22 protein-coding genes and 1 other RNA gene are annotated in these 20,398 nt (G+C 69.6%); 17 read left to right on the top strand and 6 right to left on the bottom strand.

Annotation, left to right across the window (positions count from 1 at the left end):
* Positions 1-33: 33 nt before the first annotated feature.
* Positions 34-678: a hypothetical protein gene (locus tag AB0B28_RS18740; protein WP_360122775.1), complete on the bottom strand. Its 645-nt coding sequence runs from the start codon at positions 676-678 to the stop codon at positions 34-36.
* A gap of 151 nt (positions 679-829) precedes the next feature.
* Here AB0B28_RS18740 and AB0B28_RS18735 point away from each other — a divergent pair, with 151 nt between their 5' ends.
* Entirely contained in the window at positions 830-1,519 is a 690-nt protein-coding gene (locus AB0B28_RS18735; protein ID WP_360122772.1) for a TetR/AcrR family transcriptional regulator, read from the top strand.
* Between the two features lie 37 nt (positions 1,520-1,556).
* Here AB0B28_RS18735 and AB0B28_RS18730 read toward each other — a convergent pair whose 3' ends face one another.
* A complete protein-coding gene (locus AB0B28_RS18730) occupies positions 1,557-2,366 on the bottom strand; it encodes a protein phosphatase 2C domain-containing protein (protein ID WP_360122769.1) in 810 nt (269 codons plus the stop codon).
* Between the two features lie 252 nt (positions 2,367-2,618).
* On the opposite strand from AB0B28_RS18730, the gene AB0B28_RS18725 reads away from it, so the two are divergent.
* The 8 genes from AB0B28_RS18725 to ssrA all read left to right on the top strand — a co-directional run bounded on the left by AB0B28_RS18725 (position 2,619) and on the right by ssrA (position 10,235).
* On the top strand, positions 2,619-3,938 hold the full coding sequence (locus AB0B28_RS18725) for a protein kinase (protein ID WP_360122766.1): 1,320 nt from the start codon (positions 2,619-2,621) through the stop codon (positions 3,936-3,938).
* Positions 3,939-4,190: 252 nt separating this feature from the next.
* Entirely contained in the window at positions 4,191-4,694 is a 504-nt protein-coding gene (locus AB0B28_RS18720) for a PadR family transcriptional regulator (RefSeq protein WP_030155315.1), read from the top strand.
* A 116-nt stretch (positions 4,695-4,810) separates the two neighbouring features.
* On the top strand, positions 4,811-5,926 hold the full coding sequence (gene prfB / locus AB0B28_RS18715; protein ID WP_360122763.1) for a peptide chain release factor 2: 1,116 nt from the start codon (positions 4,811-4,813) through the stop codon (positions 5,924-5,926).
* Between the two features lie 321 nt (positions 5,927-6,247).
* Positions 6,248-6,928, top strand: a complete 681-nt coding sequence (gene ftsE / locus AB0B28_RS18710; RefSeq protein WP_360122760.1) for a cell division ATP-binding protein FtsE — start codon at positions 6,248-6,250, stop codon at positions 6,926-6,928.
* 22 nt (positions 6,929-6,950) lie between these two features.
* Positions 6,951-7,826, top strand: coding sequence for a permease-like cell division protein FtsX (ftsX, locus tag AB0B28_RS18705; RefSeq protein WP_360122757.1), 876 nt, complete (start codon positions 6,951-6,953; stop codon positions 7,824-7,826).
* An 80-nt stretch (positions 7,827-7,906) separates the two neighbouring features.
* Entirely contained in the window at positions 7,907-9,166 is a 1,260-nt protein-coding gene (locus tag AB0B28_RS18700) for a M23 family metallopeptidase (protein WP_360122754.1), read from the top strand.
* Between the two features lie 58 nt (positions 9,167-9,224).
* A complete protein-coding gene (gene smpB / locus AB0B28_RS18695; protein WP_360122751.1) occupies positions 9,225-9,737 on the top strand; it encodes an SsrA-binding protein SmpB in 513 nt (170 codons plus the stop codon).
* 124 nt (positions 9,738-9,861) lie between these two features.
* Positions 9,862-10,235: a transfer-messenger RNA gene (gene ssrA / locus AB0B28_RS18690) on the top strand.
* A 141-nt stretch (positions 10,236-10,376) separates the two neighbouring features.
* Here the strand turns inward: ssrA and AB0B28_RS18685 are convergent.
* A complete protein-coding gene (locus AB0B28_RS18685) occupies positions 10,377-11,609 on the bottom strand; it encodes an MFS transporter (protein ID WP_360122748.1) in 1,233 nt (410 codons plus the stop codon).
* A 64-nt stretch (positions 11,610-11,673) separates the two neighbouring features.
* Between AB0B28_RS18685 and AB0B28_RS18680 the strand changes: the two genes are divergently transcribed.
* A complete protein-coding gene (locus tag AB0B28_RS18680) occupies positions 11,674-12,639 on the top strand; it encodes a DUF5937 family protein (protein WP_360122746.1) in 966 nt (321 codons plus the stop codon).
* Positions 12,640-12,684: 45 nt separating this feature from the next.
* The gene (locus AB0B28_RS18675) at positions 12,685-13,134 is read left to right on the top strand and encodes a DUF2269 family protein (RefSeq protein ID WP_360122743.1); all 450 of its coding nucleotides are present in this window, start codon (positions 12,685-12,687) and stop codon (positions 13,132-13,134) included.
* Positions 13,135-13,139: 5 nt separating this feature from the next.
* Here AB0B28_RS18675 and AB0B28_RS18670 read toward each other — a convergent pair whose 3' ends face one another.
* Complete coding sequence (locus AB0B28_RS18670; protein ID WP_360122740.1) at positions 13,140-13,724, bottom strand: YqgE/AlgH family protein; 585 nt, start codon at positions 13,722-13,724, stop codon at positions 13,140-13,142.
* Between the two features lie 256 nt (positions 13,725-13,980).
* Positions 13,981-14,832, bottom strand: a complete 852-nt coding sequence (gene mca, locus AB0B28_RS18665; RefSeq protein ID WP_360122899.1) for a mycothiol conjugate amidase Mca — start codon at positions 14,830-14,832, stop codon at positions 13,981-13,983.
* Between the two features lie 207 nt (positions 14,833-15,039).
* On the opposite strand from mca, the gene AB0B28_RS18660 reads away from it, so the two are divergent.
* Complete coding sequence (locus AB0B28_RS18660) at positions 15,040-15,483, top strand: DUF4307 domain-containing protein (RefSeq protein ID WP_360122737.1); 444 nt, start codon at positions 15,040-15,042, stop codon at positions 15,481-15,483.
* Positions 15,484-15,621: 138 nt separating this feature from the next.
* A complete protein-coding gene (greA, locus tag AB0B28_RS18655) occupies positions 15,622-16,116 on the top strand; it encodes a transcription elongation factor GreA (protein WP_360122734.1) in 495 nt (164 codons plus the stop codon).
* A 51-nt stretch (positions 16,117-16,167) separates the two neighbouring features.
* Here greA and AB0B28_RS18650 read toward each other — a convergent pair whose 3' ends face one another.
* The gene (locus tag AB0B28_RS18650; protein ID WP_360122731.1) at positions 16,168-17,442 is read right to left on the bottom strand and encodes an ABC transporter ATP-binding protein; all 1,275 of its coding nucleotides are present in this window, start codon (positions 17,440-17,442) and stop codon (positions 16,168-16,170) included.
* Positions 17,443-17,801: 359 nt separating this feature from the next.
* On the opposite strand from AB0B28_RS18650, the gene ilvA reads away from it, so the two are divergent.
* Genes ilvA through AB0B28_RS18630 form a run of 4 tightly spaced genes read left to right on the top strand, consistent with a single transcriptional unit; the run spans position 17,802 to position 20,236 of the window.
* The gene (gene ilvA / locus AB0B28_RS18645; protein WP_360122728.1) at positions 17,802-19,016 is read left to right on the top strand and encodes a threonine ammonia-lyase; all 1,215 of its coding nucleotides are present in this window, start codon (positions 17,802-17,804) and stop codon (positions 19,014-19,016) included.
* 3 nt (positions 19,017-19,019) lie between these two features.
* Positions 19,020-19,709 carry a uracil-DNA glycosylase gene (locus AB0B28_RS18640; protein ID WP_360122725.1) on the top strand — a complete coding sequence of 230 codons (690 nt, stop codon included), beginning with the start codon at positions 19,020-19,022 and terminating at the stop codon, positions 19,707-19,709.
* Between the two features lie 23 nt (positions 19,710-19,732).
* Complete coding sequence (locus AB0B28_RS18635) at positions 19,733-19,942, top strand: hypothetical protein (protein ID WP_360122914.1); 210 nt, start codon at positions 19,733-19,735, stop codon at positions 19,940-19,942.
* Positions 19,943-19,954: 12 nt separating this feature from the next.
* Complete coding sequence (locus AB0B28_RS18630; RefSeq protein WP_360122722.1) at positions 19,955-20,236, top strand: hypothetical protein; 282 nt, start codon at positions 19,955-19,957, stop codon at positions 20,234-20,236.
* Positions 20,237-20,398: the final 162 nt, after the last annotated feature.

Here is a 20,398-nt window from a genome sequence, read left to right as displayed (position 1 = left end):
GATCGAGTGATCGCGGGGCCGTCGCGTTGCGTCTCAAGCGTTCTGAAGTTCGGCTTCCTGGACCGAAGGCTTCGCGGCCTTCCACAGTTCGGCCGCGAGCCACAGCGCGGCCACGGTGACCAGTGCGCCCCAGGCGATCCGGGCCGAGTGCGGCAGGAAGTACTGCGGCAGCATCGTCACCAGGAGCACCGCGAGCGGGACGGCGCTCCAGCGGTTCAGGGTTCCCGAGCGCCACACCGCGACGGCGGCGAGGACCGCGGCGATCGCGATGAGCGCCAAGCCGATCGCGAACACGGTCATCGCGGTCGGGTCCATGCGGAACGCCTCGCCCACCTCAGTCATGGACGCGTCCCCGTCGGCCACGGCCCGCTCCCCGATCGCCTTGAGGCCGTAGACCTCGGCGCCGTAGTACGAGATCGTCAGGCCCGATCCGATGTAGCCGGTGGTGGCGGCCAGGAACGCGGTCTTCTCGTTTCGCGTGCCTTCGAAGAACCCTCGGAGCGCGCCGTAGCCGAGCGGGATCAGGATGAGCGCCACGATCGCGGCGATGTGGGCGACCGACCAGCCGACGGTGGTCCAGGACTCGGCCCCTACGAGGGTGGTCTGGTCGGCGCGCGGGGCGGCGGCCTCGTAGACGACGAACAGCACGCCGGCGAGCGCGAATGCGATGGCGCCCATACGGGCACGAGGGTCGGGAGCGGCTTGGGCAGGTGACATGGGATCTCCTCAGGGGTACATTGCGAGAGCAGTGCTCTCTGTTGAGAACAATGATTACACACTCGCCTCGTCGAAGCAAGAGCAGTGCTCTCGTTTTTGTTAAACTGTCTCGATGAACGCACCGCGCACCGCCCGAGCCCGCGCCCGCATCGAGCTGACCAGGGAGATCCTTTCGACGGCCCGCCGCCAGCTCGGCGAGGCTGGGGCCGCGGGCCTGTCCCTGCGTTCGGTCGCGCGTGAGCTCGGCATGGCCTCCTCGGCGATCTACCGCTACTTCGCGAGCCGGGACGACCTGCTCACGGCTCTGCTGGTGGAGTCCTACACCGAGATCGGCGAGGCCGCCGAAGGCGCCGACGACCCCGGCCGGGCCCCGATCGAGCGGTGGCTCGCGGTCTGGCGGGCCACCCGCGAGTGGTCGCTGGCCAACCGCCACGAGTACGCGCTGCTGTTCGGCACCCCGGTCCCCGGCTACGCCGCGCCGCACATCACCGCCGAAGTGGCCGGGCGGATGCCGCTCACCTTGGCGCGCATCACCGCCGACGCGAAACGCTCAGGCGACCTCAGCCCCCCGCCGGGCCCGGCCTGCGACGCCTCGGCGATCACACCGGAGATGCGGGTCATGTTGGAGGGCATGGAGTTCAGCGTCGAGGAGACCGCCAGGCTCATCCTCGCGTGGAACCGCCTGGTGGGCATCATCGGCTACGAACTCCACGGCCACTTGGCGAACGTGACCGCCGACGACGCCGCGTTCTTCGACTACACCGCCCGCACCGAAGCGGCCTTCAACGGCATCGCCGTCTGAGAGGAAAAGTCGATGGGGGACGAGTAAAGAGGGGGAATCAGTTCCAGAGCACCAGGGCCAGCACGAGTGCCGCCGCGATCACCAGGGCCGCCGCCGCGCCCACGATCCACGGCCACCGCCTGGGCCCGCGCTGCTCGGACACGTCGCCCACGACCACCGTCACGTTGTCGGGGCCCCCGCCTTCGAGCGCGAGGCGCACCAACTCGTCAGCGGCCGCTTGGGGATCGGCGAAGTCGCGCAGCACGTTCTCGATGACCCCGTCGTCGACCACGTCGCTCAACCCGTCCGAGCACAGCATGTACCGGTCGCCCAGCTGCGCGGGCCGGGTCTCGAAGTGCGCGGGGGCCGGATTGGCCTGGAGCACCCGAGTGACCACCGACTTGTAGGGGTGGTCGTGGGCCTCCTCGGGAGTGATCGCGCCTTCGTCGACGAGGTGCTGCACGTACGAGTCGTCAACGGTCACTTGGACGAAGTCCTCGCCGCGCACCTGGTACGCCCGCGAGTCTCCGATGTGGACGATGTCGACCGCGTCGTCGCCGAGCCACAGGCCCGTGAGCGTGGTCGCCATGCCCTCGGACTCGGGGTTCTCGGCCACCGCCGCCCGGATGCGGTCGCGAGCGGACTCGACCACCTCGCCGAGCTCGGTGGGGGCCTCCACGGGGGAGCGGCGGGCCAGCCGCGTCACCTCCGCGATCGTGACACCGCTGGCGACCTCGCCGGCGGCCGCGCCGCCCACGCCGTCGGCCACCGCGAGCAGCCGCCGCGACGCGAGATGGGAGTCCTCATTGAGATCGCGGACTTTGCCCACGTCGGTGGCGGCGCCGTAGCGCCAACGAAGTTCGGTCACCGGCGACCACCGCCGACCCGGCACCGGGTTTCGCCTGTCTGTTCAAAGCTTGGCCGTTCGAGGGACATGGGCGCAAGTGTAGTGGCCCGCCACTCACAGCACGCGACCGTCGAAGCGCCCTCGGCCCCCCGACCTGTGTCCCCAGTTCGTGCCACCCTCCCAACCCGCCGCTGAGCTGCGAGGACGCCGCCTTTACAGTTGATTCGGCCGACTTCGCGACCACCCGCCCTTCCACCCATCTCGGGAGCAGCCATGCAGAACGTCCTGGCCGACCGATACGTCCTCGAACAGGAAATCGCCCGCGGCGCGGTCGGCGTCGTATGGCGCGGGCTCGACCAGGTCACCGGCGAGCGCGTGGCCGTCAAGGTCCTGCGGCCCGAACTGCGCGGCGAGACCGAGATCTTCGACAGCTTCGGCGCCGAGGCCGGCATCCTGCGCACCATCGACCACCCCGGCGTGGTCTCGGTCAAGGACTTCATCGTCACTGACGACGTGTGCGCGGTGATCCTGGAGTACATCGACGGCCTCGACTTGCGCGAACACCTCCGCGTCCACGGGCCCCTGCCCGCCGCCGAGGCCGCCCTGCGCTGCGCCAGCGCCGCCGAGACCCTCGCCGCGATCCACCGCGCCGGCTACCGCCACTCCGACGTCAAACCCGGCAACCTCATGCTCTCGGGTACCGAAGGCGTTAAGTTCATCGACTTCGGCATCGCCCGCGCCGCCGCCTCCAAGACCGTGCCCTCCCACGGCACCCCCGAGTACATCGCCCCCGAAGTGGCCTCCGGCGACTCGGCCAGCACCGGCGTCGACAACTACGCGCTCGGCCTGGTCCTCTACGAGGCCCTCACCGGCCACAGCGCCTACCGGGGCGGCTCGATCACCGACGTGGTCGAACGCCACCTCGCCCGCATCCCCGTCAAGCCCGCCGCGGTCGACCGCGACCTGTGGCAGGTCGTGGAGATGCTCCTCGCGCTCGACCCGCGCGCCCGCGGCGACCTCGACGCCGTCGCGGCCGAACTGCGCCGCCTCGCCCCGCGCCTCTCGCGCCAAGCCACCGCGCCCATCGAACCCGAACTGCGCGAACGGGACGCGACGGCCACCTTCACCTACGACCCGGTCACCCCGCACGCGGCCGAATTCGACCAGAGCGAGCTCGGCGCGATGCTCGCCGCCGAATCCGACGCCCCGCCCCCGCGCCGCAGCCGCGGCCTCATCGTCCTCGGCGTCGCGTGCGCCCTCGTCCTCATCGCCGCCGCGATCTCGGTCGTCATCGCCCTCACGGGCACGGACACCCCGAAGGAGGACGACATGGCCGATCCGTCCGAAGAGGCCACTACCGCCGAAGTCTCCCAGTCGCCCTCGCCCACAACCGAACCCGACGACGGCGAGAGCACCTCCCCGGGCGAGGAGACCACCACAGTGCAAGCGCCCGAGACGGAAGACCCCGCCACCGAGGGCGATTCGGGCGATTTGTCCGAACCGGAAGGCCCCAACGGAAACTCCACAGAGGGCACTGACGAACAACAGCTCCCCGGATCCGATCTCATCGGCTCACCCATGCCCGACAACTGAAATCGATCACGACAGTCGATAATGATCCGTGATCGACAGACAACCCTCCGTCCTCTGCTCCGAAGGGGGCGATGGGGATCACACGATTGGAATTCTCTGAACAGGCGTTGCAATCCCGAGCACAGCTCCGACCGATCCGCAACGCTCACAGTGAAACCCGAGCTCGCAATGCCATAGACGATTGCCGCGCTCTATCGACACATTGGAGCTGTCCACTTGTCATCACCGGCTCCACATGGCATCCTGTCGGGCATGGCAGGAAAAGAACTCAACGCGACCTCAGCAGCATTGCTGGGCTTGCTACACGAAGGACCGATGACCGGCGGACAACTCATGGCAGAGGCGACCCGTCGCCTCGGTCCGTACTGGACCATGACGCGCTCGCAGGTCTACCGCGAACTCCCGGCGCTGGCCGAAGGCGGACTCGTCCGCGTCGGCAAGCCCGGGCCCCGAGCCTCGGTGCCGTACACGATCAGCGCCAATGGCAAGCGGGCGTTCACCCGCTGGCTCAACGAGCCGGCCCGGATCGGCCAGCTGCGCGACCCGGTCGCGCTGCGCACCGCCTTCCTCGACTACCTCTCCAAGGACACCGCCGAGGAGATGTTCGCCGACGCGACCGAGCAGCACCAGGAGGCCTTGGCAGAGGCCCGTGCCGCCGCGAAGGACTACGCGGACGAGGACCCGAACGCGGCGATCGCGATGGAATTCGCCATCGGATACCACCGCTCGGCCCTCAGCTGGCTGAAGAAGCGATAGACGAAACGCCCGGACGAGCCGGGTTACGACGATCAAGCACGGAGCGGGACGCCGGACCTTACAGGTCCAGCGTCCCGTTTCGTATGAGCGCGAATACAGGCGTACCCTGATCTGTTGTGACCAGTGTCGATGTTTCCGCCGATCTCCGTGAACTGAAAGCGACGCTCGGCAGCGTCGAGGCCGTGCTCGATCTCCCCGCGCTGCGGCGCGAGTTGTCCGAGCTTGAAGCCGCCGCCGCCGACCCCGGGCTGTGGGACGACTCCGATCACGCCCAGAAGATCACGTCGCGGCTCTCCTATGTGCAGGCCGAGCTCAAGAAGCTCGCCGCGCTCCACGAGCGCATGGACGACGTCGAGGTGCTCTTCGAGCTCGCCGACGACGAGTCCGACCCGGGCGCGGCCGCCGAGGCCGCCGCCGAGCTCGACTCGATCCGCAAGGCGGTCGACGAGCTCGAAGTCCGCACCCTGCTCTCGGGCGAGTACGACGAGCGCGACTGCGTCCTGACCGTGCGCTCGGGCGCCGGCGGCGCCGACGCCTGCGACTTCGCCGAGCAGCTCATGCGCATGTATCTGCGCTGGTCCGAGGCCCACGGCTTCGGCACCGAGGTGTACGACATCTCCTACGCAGAGGAGGCCGGCATCCGCTCGGCCACGTTCGCCGTCAACGGCCCTTACGCCTACGGGCACCTCTCGGTCGAGCAGGGCACGCACCGCGTCGTGCGCATCTCGAAGTACGACAACCAGGGCCGCCGCCAGACCGGCTTCGCCGCGGTCGAGGTCGTGCCCGCGCTGGAGCAGACCGACGAGATCGAGGACATTCCCGAGGACGAGATCCGCGTGGACGTCTACCGTTCGTCGGGCCCCGGCGGCCAGGGCGTCAACACCACCGACTCGGCGGTGCGCCTGACCCACCTTCCGACCGGGATCGTGGTCTCGTGCCAGAACGAGCGCTCGCAGCTCCAGAACAAGGCCACCGCTATGGGCGTCCTCAAGGCCAAGCTCCTCCAGCGCAAGCGCGACGAGGAGCGCGCGAAGGTCGACGAGCTGCGCGGCTCGGCCACGGCCTCGTGGGGCGACCAGATGCGCTCCTACGTCGAGCACCCCTACCAGATGGTCAAGGACCTGCGCACCAGCTTCGAGACCGCCGACGTCAAGGGCGTCTACGACGGCAACATCGACGGCTTCCTGGAAGCGGGCATCCGCTGGCGCAAGAGCGGCGAGAAGCAGGCGTAACCCCCGCGAGATCCTCACGATCCGGTGGCGCGGTATCCGTGCAGCGCCGCGGCGGCGGGACACGGCTCGACGACGCGGTCGCCGGGCTCCGGCGGCCGCGGGCGGCGCTGCGGCGGCTCGTCGCGCTTCCGTGCGTGGCCGCCCTGTGACGCTTCGCCGTCTCGCATGGGCCGCCTGACCATGACCGCTTCCCCCGTTCGGGCGAAATCGCGTCGTTACCCCCGAACGGGCGTGACATATGGGTCCGAAACCGTGGAATATGCCACGCTTGTACTGGAGCCGCTGGAACGGCCCCGGCATTCGGCGGATAGACTCCGGCTCGTGATTCAGCTTGAGGGTGTAACCAAGCACTACCCCCGGTCGAACCGCCCGTCGGTGGAGGACGTGAACGTCTTCATCGACAAGGGAGAGTTCGTCTTCTTCATCGGGCCGACCGGTGCGGGGAAGTCCACGATGATCAAGCTCCTGCTTCGCGAAGAAGTCCCGGACAAGGGCAAGATCTCCGTCGGCGACACCGACGTGACGCGGCTGCGCCGCTGGAAGGTCCCGGCCTACCGGCGCAGCATCGGCTGCGTGTTCCAGGACTTCCGGCTGCTGCCGAACCGCACCGCCGCCGAGAACGTGGCGTTCGCGCTCGAAGTCATCGGCAAGCCGCGCTCGGTCGCCCGCAGGGTCGTCCCCGAGGTCCTCGAACTCGTGGGCCTGGGCGGCAAGGAGCACCGCTACCCGCACGAGCTCTCCGGCGGCGAGCAGCAGCGCGTCGCGGTGGCCCGCGCGTTCGTCAACCGCCCGCTGCTCCTGCTGGCCGACGAGCCCACCGGTAACCTCGACCCCGACACCTCGATCGAGATCATGCGGCTCCTCGACCGCATCAGCCGAACGGGTACCACCATCCTCATGGTCACCCACGACTCCAACATCGTGAACCAGATGCGCCGTCGCGTCATCGAGATCGAGAACGGCCAGATCGTCCGCGACCAGGCTCGCGGCGTCTACGGCTAAGCGGAAGGCAGAACTAGAGCACATGCGCGCGAAGTACGTGATGTCCGAGGTCTTCCTCGGACTGTGGCGCAACATCTCCATGACCGTCGCCATGATCATCACCATGGCCGTCTCGCTGACGATGCTCGGCGCGGGCCTGCTGCTGTACAACCAGGTCGACGTGATCGAGGAGTACTACCAGACGAACCTCGAAGTGGTGGTCTACCTCGACCGCGACGTCGACCAGGCCGTCTCGGACCAGATCGGCGAGGACCTCAAGGCCAGCCCTTACGTCAAACGGGCGGTCTACGAGTCCAAGGAAGAGGCCTTCGACCGCTTCAAGGACACGTTCAAGGACACTCCCGAGCTGGTCAACTCCGTCGACGCGCAGGTCCTGCCGTCGGCGTGGCGCGTCGAGATGAACGACATCAACGACGCCAAGAAGCTCATCGCCGAGTTCGCCGAGCGCGACGGCGTCTACCAGGTGACCAACCAGCGCGAGATCCTCCAGCAGGTCTTCGACATCCTGGGCGGTCTCCAGAAGCTGACGCTGGTCATCGCCTCGGTCCAGGGTGCGGCGACGCTCCTGCTGGTGGCCAACACGATCCAGGTCGCCGCCTACTCGCGGCGCCGCGAAGTGGCGATCATGAAGCTGGTCGGGGCCCCGAACTGGTTCGTGCAGGCCCCGTTCGTCCTCGAAGCGGTCTTCGCCGCCGTGATCGGCTCGATCCTCGCCTTCGGCGTGATCATCGCCGGGAAGTTCCTGCTCATCGAGGGCCAGTTCGAGGGTCTGTTCAGTCTGATGCCGCCGATCAGTACCCAGGCGGTCCTGATGATGTTGCCGATCCTCATCGGGATCTCGGCGGTCATCAGCGCGATCACCGCGTGGATCACCTTGCGGTTCAACATCAAGGTCTAGCGAAGGTTCTTCTCACCCGTTCGTGGCGCAAGTTGCGAACTCCTCGAATATCCGTCGCAGATGGACTAAATTCGGGGCCTATGAGGCGAATCGGATGGCTGCTCGCGGTCCTGCTCCTGGCAGGCACCGCGAGCAGTCCCGGTTACGGGGCTTCGCAATCCGAACTGGACGCGGTCGAGCGCGAGAAGGCCGAGATGGCCGCCCAGCTCGAGGACGCCTCGGCAGAGGTCCGCGCCGCCGGTCAAGTGCTGGCCGAGACCGAGGCCCTCCTCCCCGGCGCCGAGCACGAGGTGAACGTGGCCGAGGGCCGTGTGGCCGCCGCCGACGCCCAGGCCGCCCAGGCCGAAAGGGAAGCCGAGGCCGCCCGCGAGGCCCTCGCGGTCGCCGAAGCCGAGTACGAGGCCGCGCGCGAGGCCGTGGACGAGGCCCGCGAGGCCCGCGCCTCCCTGTTCTCGGCCACCGCCCAAGGGGTCGAACTGCTCACCGTGGACGCGATCCTCGCCTCGGGCGACCCGCAGCAGGCCGTCGACGGCCTCACCTATCTCGAATTCCTCATGAACGGCAAGAACGCCGCGGTCGAAGAGGTCACCCTCGCCCGCCGCGAGGCCGGCAACGCCGAGAACGCCGCCGCGGTCGCCGAGGACGAGGCGGTCGCCGCCGAGGCCGCCGCCGCCCAGGCCCTCGCCGACGCCGAGGTCCGCTACGCCGAGGCCCAGGCCGCGCAGCTCACCGTGCAGCAGCTCGTCACCGACCAGGCCGCCGCCCTCGAAGTCGCCCGCAGCGCCGAGGACCAGGCCCAGTCCCAGTACGACGACCTCGAAGCCGAGTCCGACCGCCTCGCCGAGGAACTGCGCCGCGCCGCCGCCGACAACCGCAACTCCGGCGGCAATTCGGGCGGCAACTCCGGGAACTCCGGCGGCTCGTCCTCGGGCAGCTCCGGCTCGGGGTTCGTGCTCCCGGTCGACGGCTGGAAGTCCTCCGACTACGGCTGGCGCCGCCACCCGATATACGGGACCTCCCGCCTCCACGGCGGCACCGACTTCGCGGCCGGTTCGGGCTCGACGATCTACGCCGCCGACTCCGGCACCGTGGTCTACGCCGGCTGGAACTCCGGCTACGGCCAGCTGACCTGCATCAACCACGGCGGCGGCATCACCTCCTGCTACGCGCACCAGTCGAGCATCTGGGTCTCCAACGGCGAGCACGTCGACCGCGACGAGGCGATCGGCGCGGTCGGCAGCACCGGCGACAGCACCGGCCCGCACCTCCACTTCGAGGTCCGCGTCAACGGCGAACGCGTCAACCCGATCGGGTACCTCCCGTCCTGCCTGTGCCGGTGAGTTCGCGCCGGGCGAAATTGCCTTCCGCATACGCGTGTTCGATCGTTAAGCTTGGGCCGTGTCCAAGAAGCAGCAGGAGAAGGTCAAGCACTCGGGGTCCGAGCGCTCGGTCGTGACCACCAACCGCAAGGCCCGGCACGACTACGAGATCCTGGACACCTACGAGGCCGGCATGGTCCTCTCGGGGACCGAGGTCAAGGCGTTGCGCCAGGGCAAGGCCAACATCGTCGACGCCTACGCCGAGATCCACAACGGCGAGGCCCGCGTCCACAACCTCCACATCCCCGAGTACGACTACGGGACGTGGACGAACCACCCGCCCCGGCGCATCCGCAAGCTCCTGCTGCACCGCGGCGAGATCGCCAAGCTCGCGATCAAGCTCGACGAGGCCGGCCTGACGCTGGTCCCGCTCTCGGTGTACTTCCAGAACGGCTACGCCAAGATGGAGCTCGGGCTCGCGCGCGGCCGCAAGAACTACGACAAGCGCCAGGCCATCGCCAAGCGTGAGTCCGACCGCGAGATCGAGAAGGCCATGGGCCGCGCGGCCAAGCGCGGCGGCAGCGCCGGGTAGGGAATATCGCCTGGCCCCCGGTCGTTGTGTCGGGGTAGCATTACCGAGCACAACTGAACAGGGTGAAAGACTCACTCAACGCGCAGACGCGTCGCGGGCCTCGGCCCCGGCGGGGACGCATCAAGGGGCTGATCGGTTTCGACTCCGTATGTTGAAGTGAGGGAAGCGGGTCGAGGAAGCCAGCGCCGTCTCGTAAACCAACGCTGGAAACCAATAAGTGCCAACGCAAAAAGCACTGACTACGCCCTCGCTGCCTAAGCGACTGGTGTAGTTGCCGCTCCAGGGGCGCATCCGCTCTGGGTTCGCGGCATCATTTAAGGATGCTGGGCCGACGTCTTGATCGCTGGGACGTCGTCTGAGATCTTCGGCGATTAGAGCCCGTCCCACCGACTCGTCCGCGTGATCGGCGGGGCTCGATAAAAGGCACAGCGGACTGCACCCGGAGAAGCCTCACAGAGGCCGCGGAGGACCAGGGTTCGATTCCCTGCAGCTCCACCACGACAAAACCGAACAACGCCGCGGGCCCCCGAAAGGGGGCCCGCGGCGTTTTGCGTGCGAGCGTGCCGGATCGCGACAGGCGGAGTGGCTCGCGTCGCGCGTGCTCGTCGAGCGGTGGCACGCGCCACCGCGCGAGCGCGGCTACGCGTGCTCGCTCAGCGAGCGCCTGGCCGCGAACAGGATGAGCCATTGGAGTGCCATGCCGATCGCTCCGACCGCGATCGCCGTTCGTGGGGAGGCGAACTCGCCGATCAGCGCTGCTGCCACCGCTCCGAGGGCCACTGCGCCCATGAACACGAATTGGAACACCGCGGTCATGCGGCCGAGCAGCTCGTCCGGGGTGACCTGCTGACGCAGGCTGACGCCGATCACGTTCGCCATGCCGACCACCGCGCCCACCAGCACCCAAGCGGCCGCCGCGAGCCAGGTGCCCCAGTCCAGTCCGACCGCCGTGAGGCACAGCGCCGGGGGACCGGCGATCGCTCCCGCCGCCCACAGCGTGTTCGCGGTGCCCAGCCGCGAGCGCAACCGCCGCGCCAAGGTCGCTCCCGCAAGGATGCCCACGCCACCGGCCGACAGCATGAGCCCGAGCCCGTACGCCGGAAGCCCCGAGGCGATCCACACCAGCGGCAGCATCGCCAGGAACATCTGGATCGAGAAGTTGTTCACCGCGCCCGCGATCGCCAGCGCCCGCAGCGCCGGTCGGCCCCACACGTGCCGCAGGCCCCCGCGGATCTCGGCCGCGAGTGATCCGGGCGTCCCGGTCGGGGCCGGTTCGGCCCCGACTCGCCGCACGAACACCGCCGACCACACGTAGCCCGCCGCGTTGACCAGCACCGCGAACGGCGCGCCGACGAGCGAGACCAAGAACCCGGCCAGGCCCCGGCCGCCGACCGTCAGCCCCGAGTCCAGCGCCACGAGCCGCGCGTTCGCGCCGGTGATCCGCTCGCGGTCGACCACCGCCGGGAGCAGCGACTGCTGCGCGATGTCGAACACCGTGGTCCCGACCCCGGCGAGGAACACCACCGCGTACAGCTGCCACATCGTCAACGCCCCGAACCACCACGCGACCGGGACGCTCACCAGCAGCGCCGCCCGAGCCAGATCCGCGGCGACCATCAAGGGCCGCTTGCGACTGCGGTCGATCCAGGCCCCGGCGGGCAGCCCGAACAGCAGGTGCGCGGCAGTGGCCAGCGCCGCGAGCGCCCCGACCTCCGCGGCACCCGCGCCGAGTGACTGGACGGCGATGAGCGGCACCGCCACGTAGGCCACATGGGTGCCGAGCTTGGCGGCCGCGGCCGCCGTGAACAGGTTCCGCAGGTCCGGGTTGTCGCGCAGCCGGTCCGACCGGGCGACGGAAGCGAGAGTGGTCATCCGCCGAGCTTCCGACCCACCCGATCCAGGCGACAATGAATTCAGCCCGAGCTAAATTCAAGACATGATCGAGTTGCAGCTGTCCGTGGCCGATCTCGCCAACACCCGCTTCGCGCTCTCGCCTCTGTGGGAGGTCACCGCCAGCATCCGGGTCCTCAAGGCCCCCGGCGAGCACGTGCTCCACCGCCGCTGGGCCCGCAGCGCCGCGGCCCGGCTGCACGGCCTCGACCTGCGACTCCTCTACGACCTCGTCCCGGTCCCGACCGGCGGCCTGCCCGCGTTCCTGGCCCCGCCGCCCACCACCTCCACCCCCGACCTCGCCACCGAAGTGGCCCTCGCCCGCCGCCTCGCCCCCGAACGCATCCGGTCCGGCCTCGACATGCTCCCCTCCACGCCCGCGATCGAAGCGTTCCGCGCCGACCTCGACGCCGGGATGGCCCAGCTCGCCGACCAGATCGCCCGCTACTGGGACGCCGCGCTCGCGCCCTGGTGGCCGCGCATCCGCACCCTCTGCGAACAGGACCTGCTGCACCGCTCCCGGCTGCTCGCCGACGGCGGCGCGCAGCGGCTCTTCGCCGACCTGGCCCCGCAGATCACCTGGGACCCGGCCGGGACGCTCCGCATCGACAACCCCCTCGCCGAGGTCGCCGAAGTCCTCGGCGGCCGCGGACTCCTGCTGGTGCCCACCGTCTTCGGTGGCGAACGCGTCTTCTCCGTAGTCGCCGCGCCCTGGCAGCCCACCGTCCGCTACCCGCCCCGTGGCCTTGGCCTCTTGTGGCAGTCCCCGAGCCGCCCCGCCGCCGCGGCCGGTCTCGCCGGAGTTCTCGGCCCGACCCGCGCCGCGCTCCTGGCCGCGCTGGCCGAACCCGCGGCGACGATCGACCTGGCCCGGCGCTGCGACCTGACCCCCGGCGGGGTCTCCCAGCAGCTCGGGCTCCTGCACCGGGCCGGGCTGGTCTCGCGCCACCGCGTGGGCCGCCGCGTCCTCTACGCTCGCACCCTGGCCGCCGAGTCACTGCTGACCGCGTAACCCGATTCCCGGGATCATCGTCCTGTTTGTCCGTAAACTCGCCGTATGCACACTCTGTTGTCGGTCCTGCACGTGCTGCTGGCGGTGATCACCGTCGGCCCGGCCATGCTCATGCCCTGGCTCGGCGAGCGCGCCCTGCGCGAGCGGGATGGCGACCGGGTCCACCAGGCGGGCCGCCGCTGCATGGCCTTCAACGCGCTCACGCTGGTGGCGGCCCTGTTCGGGGTCCTCACCACGGTCACGAGCGAGCGCTACTCGTTCGCCGACGCGTGGGTCGTCATCGCCACCACCCTCTACGTGGTGGCCGTGGTCAACGGCACTGCCGTCATCCCAGGGGTACTGGCCCGCACCGGCAAGGAACTCCAGGACGCGCACGGGGTCATGGACGGCGAGATGCTCGAACAGCACCGCGGTCGACTGCTCGCGCTCTCCGGTCTCAACCTCGTGTTCTACACGGCCGTGATCATCCTCATGGCCTGGCGGCCGGGCGCGTGAGGACTTCAGTTCAAGATCGGGTCGGCCGGGTAGTGCGCCACGGCCGAGAGCATCCCGCCCTGCCGCTTCCACACCATGCCCCACAGCTCCTCAGGGGTGGCCGAGAACGGGTCTGCGGGAAGGGCGTCGAAGACCATCCACGCGCCCGCCTCGATCTCCGACTCCAATTGGCCCGGCGACCATCCGGCGTACCCGGTGAACACCCGCATGCCTTCCAGGAGCGGCGCGACCTCGTCGGGGTCCCGCGAGAGGTCGAGCGTGCCCAGGCGCCCGAGGACGGGCCGGAACGCTTCGGAGAACGGCGCGTCCGCCTTGCGCCAGCCCAGCCCGATCGCGGCGTCCGGCTGCACCGGACCGCCCTCGAAGAGCACGGCCGGGTCGCCGGCGAGCTCGGCCCACTGGTCGAGGTAGTGGCCCACCTGCCGTTCGGTGGCGCGGTTGAGGACCACGCCGAGCACTCCGTCCGATTCGTGGCCGACGCCGATGACGACCGTGCGGTCGAAGTTGGGATCCTGCAACGTGGGCGTGGCGACGAGGAGACTGCCGACGAACGACTTCGTCCGCGCCGCCTGAGTTTCGCGACTCACCATGTGGTCCACCTCCGTTCAGCGCCCGCCTCCGCGTGTGCCCCGGGTCGGGAGCGGCCCGGTCATCCCGGCACGGTATCCCGCGGGAGCGCGCTTGCAGCAAGGTTCCCGCACTTTCCGGAGAAATACACGGTGGTGTCGGGAGCCCGACAGTTCGCGCCTCACTCAGGGTGCGCGAACTGAGACGATCCGGCGTCGCCGAGGCCGTCGCGAGTGGAACGAGTGCTGCTTGAGTCGGTTGTGGCCCTTGGGACTCGCGTTACCGGAGCCCGGCGAACAAGTCGTCCTCGGGCAGCCGCGTCTCGACGCGCGACTCCACGAGTTCGTAGTCCTCGGTGGGCCAGGCCTTCTCTTGGATCTCGCGCGGCACGGCGAACCAGAACCCGTCGGGGTCGACCTGGGTCGCGTGGGCCTTGAGGGCCTGGTCGCGGATCTCGAAGTACTCGGCGCACTCGACGCGGGTGGTGACGCGCTCGCTCTTGTCGCGCGTCCAGTCTCCCGCGTCCATCCACTCCTTGTACGGCGATTCGAGCCCGGCGTCGATCATCGCGTAGTGCAGCGCCTCGATGCGGGCCTTGCCGAAGCCGTGGTTGTAGTAGAGCTTGAGCGGCTGCCACGGCTCGCCGAGCCCGGGGTAGCGCTCGGGGTCGCCCGCGGCGTCGAAGGCCGCGACGGAGACCTCGTGGGTCTTGACGTGGTCGGGGTGCGGGTAGCCGCCCTCCTCGTCGTACGTGGTCACCACGTGCGGGCGGAAGGAGCGCATGATCTCCACCAGCGGCGCGGCGGCCTCTTCGGTGGGCACCTCGTAGAACGCGTCCTCGGGCAGGGCGATCCCCGACTCGGGCAGCCACCCGTCGGGCAGCCCTGAGTCGATGAAGCCGAGCCAGTGCTGGTCGACGCCGAGGATCTCGCGGGCGCGGGCCATCTCCTCGCTGCGCACGCGCGGGAGGTTCTCCTGGATCTCGGGGCGGTCCATCTTGGGGTTGAGCACGTCGCCGCGTTCACCGCCGGTGCAGGTGACGACGAGGACCTCGATGCCCTCGCGCACATAGCGGGCCATCATGCCCGCGCCTTTGCTGGACTCGTCGTCGGGATGCGCGTGGACGCACATCAGGCGCAGGTTGTCTGGGTTCGTCACGTGGGTCGACCTCACTGGCGGATTGCGGCGGGACCGGGGGCCTGGCCGACTCGCGCACCGCGATGGTTGTCGGCTCTGGCATTCTGTGCAACGATACTCGATAATCATTACTTCCCGGTTCTTCCCGGAACCGCGGGCTCGCAGTGGTGAATCCGCTGCTCGCGAACGGAAAGCGACACTTTGACTGAGACGCAGGCCACGGATGAACGCGCCCCGGAGACGGTCGGCGTGTCCTTTCCCGATGGTCGCTACGGTCGCCGCCGCGCCCCGCGCCGCCACCGCCCGGCGGTCACCGCCGTGCTCACGGCGGGCGTGATCGCCGCGGGCCTGGTCGCCGCCTGGCAGCTCACCGTCAACTCCGGCAAGAGCGAGGTCTCCGAGCGCCTGCTCGCCTACGACGACTCGGTCGCCGGGCAGGTCGACATCACGTTCGAGGTGTACAAGCCCGCCGGTGAGGGCGCCACGTGCGCCGTGCGCTCGCGGGACCTGGCCGGGGCCGAGATCGGCTACGCCGAGGTCGCCGTCCCCGTCGACGAGCGCACCCACCTGGAGATGACCTACACCCTCATGGTGGAGGGCGAGCCCAATACCGGCGAAGTCCTGAGGTGTTGGCAGGCCGACTGAACATCGACTCTCGGCCCGTCGCACCGCGTTTCGGTCGGCGGGCCTTTCGCTATCCGGGACCGGGGCGCGCCCACACGCATTCGCACCGAGGCAGGACCTCACAACACGGATCGCACTATTCGGAGGATTTGGAACAACATGGCTACCGACGCTAATAAAGGCACTTGGCTGACCCAGGAGGCCTACGACCGCCTCAAGGGCGAGCTGGACGAGCTCATCGCGCACCGTCCGGTGATGGCCGCCGAGATCAACGCCCGCCGCGAGGAGGGCGACCTCAAGGAGAACGGTGGCTACCACGCGGCCCGCGACGAGCAGGGCAAGCAGGAGGGCCGCATCCGCCAGCTCGAAGACCTGCTGCGCAACGCGAAGGTCGGCGAGGCGAGGGACTCCGACGAGATCCAGATCGGCACCGTCGTCACCATCGCCTTCGACGGCGACCCCGACGACACCGAGAAGTTCCTCCTCGGCTCGCGCGAGATCGGCGCGACCACCGACCTCACCGTCTACAGCCCCGATTCGGCGCTGGGCGCGGCGATCCTGGGTTCGAAGGTGGGCGACACGGTCTCCTACAAGACCCCGAAGGGCGCCGAGCTCTCGGTCAAGATCGTCGACACCGAGAAGTTCCTCGGCTAGGAAGCGAAGCGGGCGCCGCGGGTCCTTCGGGGCCCGCGGCGCTTCGCTTCGTCAGGCCCTTTGCGTCCAGCCGACGTCGATGCGCTTGCCGTACTTGTCGAAGTAGTGCAGCGCGTCCATGTGGACGGCCACGGTGATCGGCTGCCCGGCCGAGACCGGGATGTGCGGAGGGAGCCGGAACACCAGGTCGGCGGGCTTGCGGATGGGCCCGGTGTCGGTGTCGCGCTGTTCGACGGGGGACTGGCCGAACCCGGAGAACAGGCCGCCGAGGCGCCGTCGCGGCTTGGAGCCGCCGCGCGCGAGGTCGGGCTTGTCGCCGATCCCGTCGGGCACCACCGCGGTGGCCCCGATGTCGAGGAACACGAGCGTCTCGTGGCCGTGGTGCTCGTAGAACCGCACGCGGCCCTGGATCGACTGCCCGGGGTGCCCGTCGGCGACCGGCGCGAGCGCCTCGGCCCGCATCCCGACCACGATGTTCTCCCCGTGGTACCGGGCGACCGCCCTCCCGCGCAGGTCGTGCCACGGCAGCCGCAGCTCCTGCTCGCCGAAGTCAAGGGCCACATAGCGATCGAGGTAGACGTTGACGCGCGCTTCGAGGAGGTTCATCCTCGGGGTGCCCAGGAACGCCGCCACGTACATGGTCGCGGGCCGCTCGTAGACCTCGTCGGGGGTGCCCACGTCCTGGAGCACGCCCTTGCGCATCACGGCCACGCGGTCGGCCATCGTGAGCGCCTCGGTCTGGTCGTGGGTGACGTACAGGGTGGTGGCGTCGTGGCGGCGCACCAGCGAGGAGATCTCGGTGCGCAGCTCGGCGCGCAGGCCCACGTCGAGGTTCGACAGCGGCTCGTCCATGAGGAACAGCTTGGGGCGCCTCACCAGGGCGCGGCCCATGGCCACACGCTGCTGCTGGCCGCCGGAGAGCTGGCTGGGCTTGCGGTCGACCAGGTCGGAGATCCCGAGGGCCCCGGCCATGTCGCCCACGGCCTCGGGCACGGACTGGGCGTTGTTGTTCTTGCCGAGCTTGAGCGGGAACCCGATGTTGTCGCCCACCGACATGTGCGGGTAGAGCGCGAAGGTCTGGAAGATCATGGCCGCGTTGCGGTCGCGCGGGGGCAGGTCGTTCGCGTACTCCCCGTCGAGGAGGATCTCGCCGTCCGAGGGGGTCTCCAGCCCGGCGACCATGCGCAGGACGGTGGACTTCCCGCAGCCGGACGGACCGAGCAGCACGAGGAACTCGCCGTGGTTGACTTCCATGCTCAGGGAGTCCACGGCCAGGGTTTCGCCGGGGAACACCTTCGAGACGTTCTTCAGCGTGACAGCAGTCACCGTTGACTCCAGGGGGCTCAGGGGACGGGCGGGTGCTGCGGCGAAAGCGGAGGGGTCGTTGCCGATTCATGACTCGAAGGCTTCGCCACGGTAAAGAGATGACTGTTCGTAGCTTAATCCTTCCGGTCCCACTGGGTAACGGGGGTCACCCCCTGTCGCATGAGGTGAACGCCGGTTCACACTAGGTGCCACCTGCGGTTTCGGAGTCGAATTCGTGCCGCCCAGCGGGGTTCAAGGTCGACGAAACGGTCGACAGTAACCGCTTTCATCCCATTGCGCGACATGCCTCCACTCAGCCCCCGCGAATGCGCACGAGTGCGCCCGGGCGGCCCCTGGGCACCGGGCACTACGATCGAGGCGTGACGGAGCTGGTGACACTTTCCGACGTCCGCGAAGCCGCGGCCGAACTCGACGGGGTCGTGCGCCGCACCCCCCTCGAACCCTCGCGCGACCCCGTGCTCGACGGCGTCCACCTCAAATGCGAGAACCTCCAACGGGCCGGATCGTTCAAGATCCGCGGCGCCTACATGAGGGTCTCGCGCCTGAGCGAGGCCGAACGCGCCAACGGCGTCGTGGCCGCCTCGGCCGGGAACCACGCCCAAGGGGTCGCGCTCGCCGCCTCGACCCTCGGCATCCGCTCCACAGTCTTCATGCCCGAATCGGCGCCGCTGCCGAAGGTCGCGGCCACCAAGGGCTACGGCGCCGAGGTCATCCTCGGCGGCCACACCGTGGACGACGCGCTCGAATCGGCGCACCGCTTCGCCGCCGAGACCGGCGCGATCCTCATCCACCCCTTCGACCACCGCGACATCGTCGCAGGTCAAGGCACCATCGCCCTGGAGATCCTCGACCAGCTCCCCGAGACCGCCACGATCATCACCTCGGTCGGCGGCGGCGGGCTCATCGCCGGGATCGCCGCGGCCGCCAAGCAGCTCAAGCCCTCGATCCGCATCGTCGGCGTCCAGGCCGAAGGCGCGGCCTCCTACCAGCAGTCCCTCGCCGCCGGGCGGCCGCTGAAGCTCGACAAGATGCAGACCATCGCCGACGGGATCGCCGTCGGCCGCCCCGGCGACGTGCCCTTCGCGCACGTGGCCTCCCTCGTCGACGAGATCGTCACGGTCACCGAAGAGGACATCAGCCGTGCGCTCCTGTCCCTCCTCGAACGCAACAAGCTCGTGGTCGAACCCGCCGGAGCCACCGCCTACGCCGCGCTCCTGAACTACTCGGTGGCCTTCGAAGGGCCCGCCGTCGCGGTCCTCTCCGGCGGCAACATCGACCCGCTGCTGCTCATGCGGCTCATCGAACACGGCCTCGGGGCTTCGGGGCGATTCATGCACGCGAACCTGCGCTGCGCCGACCGCCCCGGCGCCCTCGCCTCGGTGCTCCAGCTCGTGGGCGCCTACGGCGGCAACATCGTCGACGTCCACCACCAGCGCTCCGACCCGCGATTGTCGGTCGGCGAGGTCTCCGTGGACCTCTCCATCGAGACCCGCGGTTCCGAACACGCGACCGAAATCGTTGCGGCGCTGCGCGATGCGGGCTACTTCGTGTCGGTGCAGGGTCCTAGCATCTGAGGCATGCAGAAGACACTCGATGAACTGATGGAACCCGGCTGGGCCAAGGCCCTCGCCCCCGTGGCCGACGACGTCGCCAAGATGGGCGAGTTCCTGCGCGCCGAGGTCGCCGCCGGGCGCACCTACCTGCCCGCCGCCGAGCACATCCTCCGCGCTTTCCAGCAACCCTTCGACGACGTCAAGGTCATCATCGTCGGACAGGACCCCTACCCCACCCCCGGGCACGCCATCGGCCTGTCCTTCGCCGTCGCACCCGACGTGCGCCCCCTGCCCAAGAGCCTGGTCAACATCTTCAACGAGTACCGCGACGACCTCGGCTTCCCGCTCCCGGCCAACGGCGACCTCACCCCCTGGTCCTCCCAAGGCGTGCTCCTGCTCAACCGGTCCCTCTCCGTGGCCCCCGGCACCCCGGCCTCGCACCGCGGCAAGGGCTGGGAGACCGTCACCGAACAGGCCATCCGCGCGCTCGCCGAACGCGGCGGCGCTTCCGTGGCGATCCTGTGGGGTGCCGACGCGCGCAAGCTCAAGGACCTCCTCGGCCCGATCCCCTCGATCGAGTCGGCGCACCCGTCGCCGCTGAGCGCCCGCCGCGGGTTCTTCGGCTCCAAGCCGTTCAGCCGCGCCAACGCGCTGCTGGTCGAGCAGGGCGGTGAGCCGGTCGACTGGAGGCTCCCGGCGCTGAACGAGGGCTAGGGCCGACCGGATACGGTTGCACCGTGGGTATCGAGATCCTGGCACAAGAGTTCGGGCCGGAACGCGACCAGGCGATGGCCGGGCCGTTCGGCCTGTTCGTCACCGTGTTCCTCGTCGTCGTGACGATCTTCCTCATCCGAGGGATGAACAAGCACATCCGGCGACTGAACGAACGGGTCGCGCGCGAGGCCGCGGCCGAAGCGGCGCCCGAGCCCGACGGCACCCGGTCCTAGACCGCCCGAGCCATGCCGCGCAAGAACCGTCGCCAGAGCGAGTCCAGGCGGCCGACTTCCGGTGCCCAGGACGCCAGCCGCGTCGACGGCCCGGACGGTCCCGTCCAGGTCCGCCGCATTCCCGGCGCGAACGCCGAGAAGGCCTACCGCTGCCCCGGCTGCGACATGGAGATCCCCCCAGGCACCCCGCACGTGGTCGCCTGGTCCGACCACGGCGACGGCGACGACCGCCGCCACTGGCACACCGGCTGCTGGAACGCCAGAGACCGCCGCAAGCCGGGCCGCTGGCGCTGACCCGCGCGGACCGCACGCATACGACGCCGCTGGGGCGGGCCGAAGGCCCGCCCCAGCGGCGTAAGCGCGTCTCGCGTCTCGCGTCTCGCGTCTCGCGTCTCGCGTCTCGCGTCTCGCGTCTCGCGTCTCGCGTCTCGCGTCTCGCGTCTCGCGTCTCGCGTC

This window comes from Glycomyces sp. NPDC046736, assembly GCF_040645615.1.
Classification (GTDB): Bacteria; Actinomycetota; Actinomycetes; order Mycobacteriales; family Micromonosporaceae; genus Glycomyces.
The sequence above is the reverse complement of the archived record's forward strand: the minus strand, read 5'-3'. Positions and strand labels throughout refer to the sequence as shown.

Coding starts and splice junctions, on each gene's coding strand:
- AB0B28_RS18740 (WP_360122775.1), bottom strand. CDS start 678: ATGGGCGCCATCGCATTCGCGCTCGCCGGCGTGCTGTTCGTCGTCTAC.
- AB0B28_RS18735 (WP_360122772.1), top strand. CDS start 830: ATGAACGCACCGCGCACCGCCCGAGCCCGCGCCCGCATCGAGCTGACC.
- AB0B28_RS18725 (WP_360122766.1), top strand. CDS start 2,619: ATGCAGAACGTCCTGGCCGACCGATACGTCCTCGAACAGGAAATCGCC.
- AB0B28_RS18720 (WP_030155315.1), top strand. CDS start 4,191: ATGGCAGGAAAAGAACTCAACGCGACCTCAGCAGCATTGCTGGGCTTG.
- ftsX (WP_360122757.1), top strand. CDS start 6,951: ATGCGCGCGAAGTACGTGATGTCCGAGGTCTTCCTCGGACTGTGGCGC.
- AB0B28_RS18700 (WP_360122754.1), top strand. CDS start 7,907: ATGAGGCGAATCGGATGGCTGCTCGCGGTCCTGCTCCTGGCAGGCACC.
- AB0B28_RS18685 (WP_360122748.1), bottom strand. CDS start 11,609: ATGACCACTCTCGCTTCCGTCGCCCGGTCGGACCGGCTGCGCGACAAC.
- AB0B28_RS18680 (WP_360122746.1), top strand. CDS start 11,674: ATGATCGAGTTGCAGCTGTCCGTGGCCGATCTCGCCAACACCCGCTTC.
- AB0B28_RS18675 (WP_360122743.1), top strand. CDS start 12,685: ATGCACACTCTGTTGTCGGTCCTGCACGTGCTGCTGGCGGTGATCACC.
- AB0B28_RS18670 (WP_360122740.1), bottom strand. CDS start 13,724: ATGGTGAGTCGCGAAACTCAGGCGGCGCGGACGAAGTCGTTCGTCGGC.
- mca (WP_360122899.1), bottom strand. CDS start 14,832: ATGTGCGTCCACGCGCATCCCGACGACGAGTCCAGCAAAGGCGCGGGC.
- greA (WP_360122734.1), top strand. CDS start 15,622: ATGGCTACCGACGCTAATAAAGGCACTTGGCTGACCCAGGAGGCCTAC.
- AB0B28_RS18640 (WP_360122725.1), top strand. CDS start 19,020: ATGCAGAAGACACTCGATGAACTGATGGAACCCGGCTGGGCCAAGGCC.
- AB0B28_RS18630 (WP_360122722.1), top strand. CDS start 19,955: ATGCCGCGCAAGAACCGTCGCCAGAGCGAGTCCAGGCGGCCGACTTCC.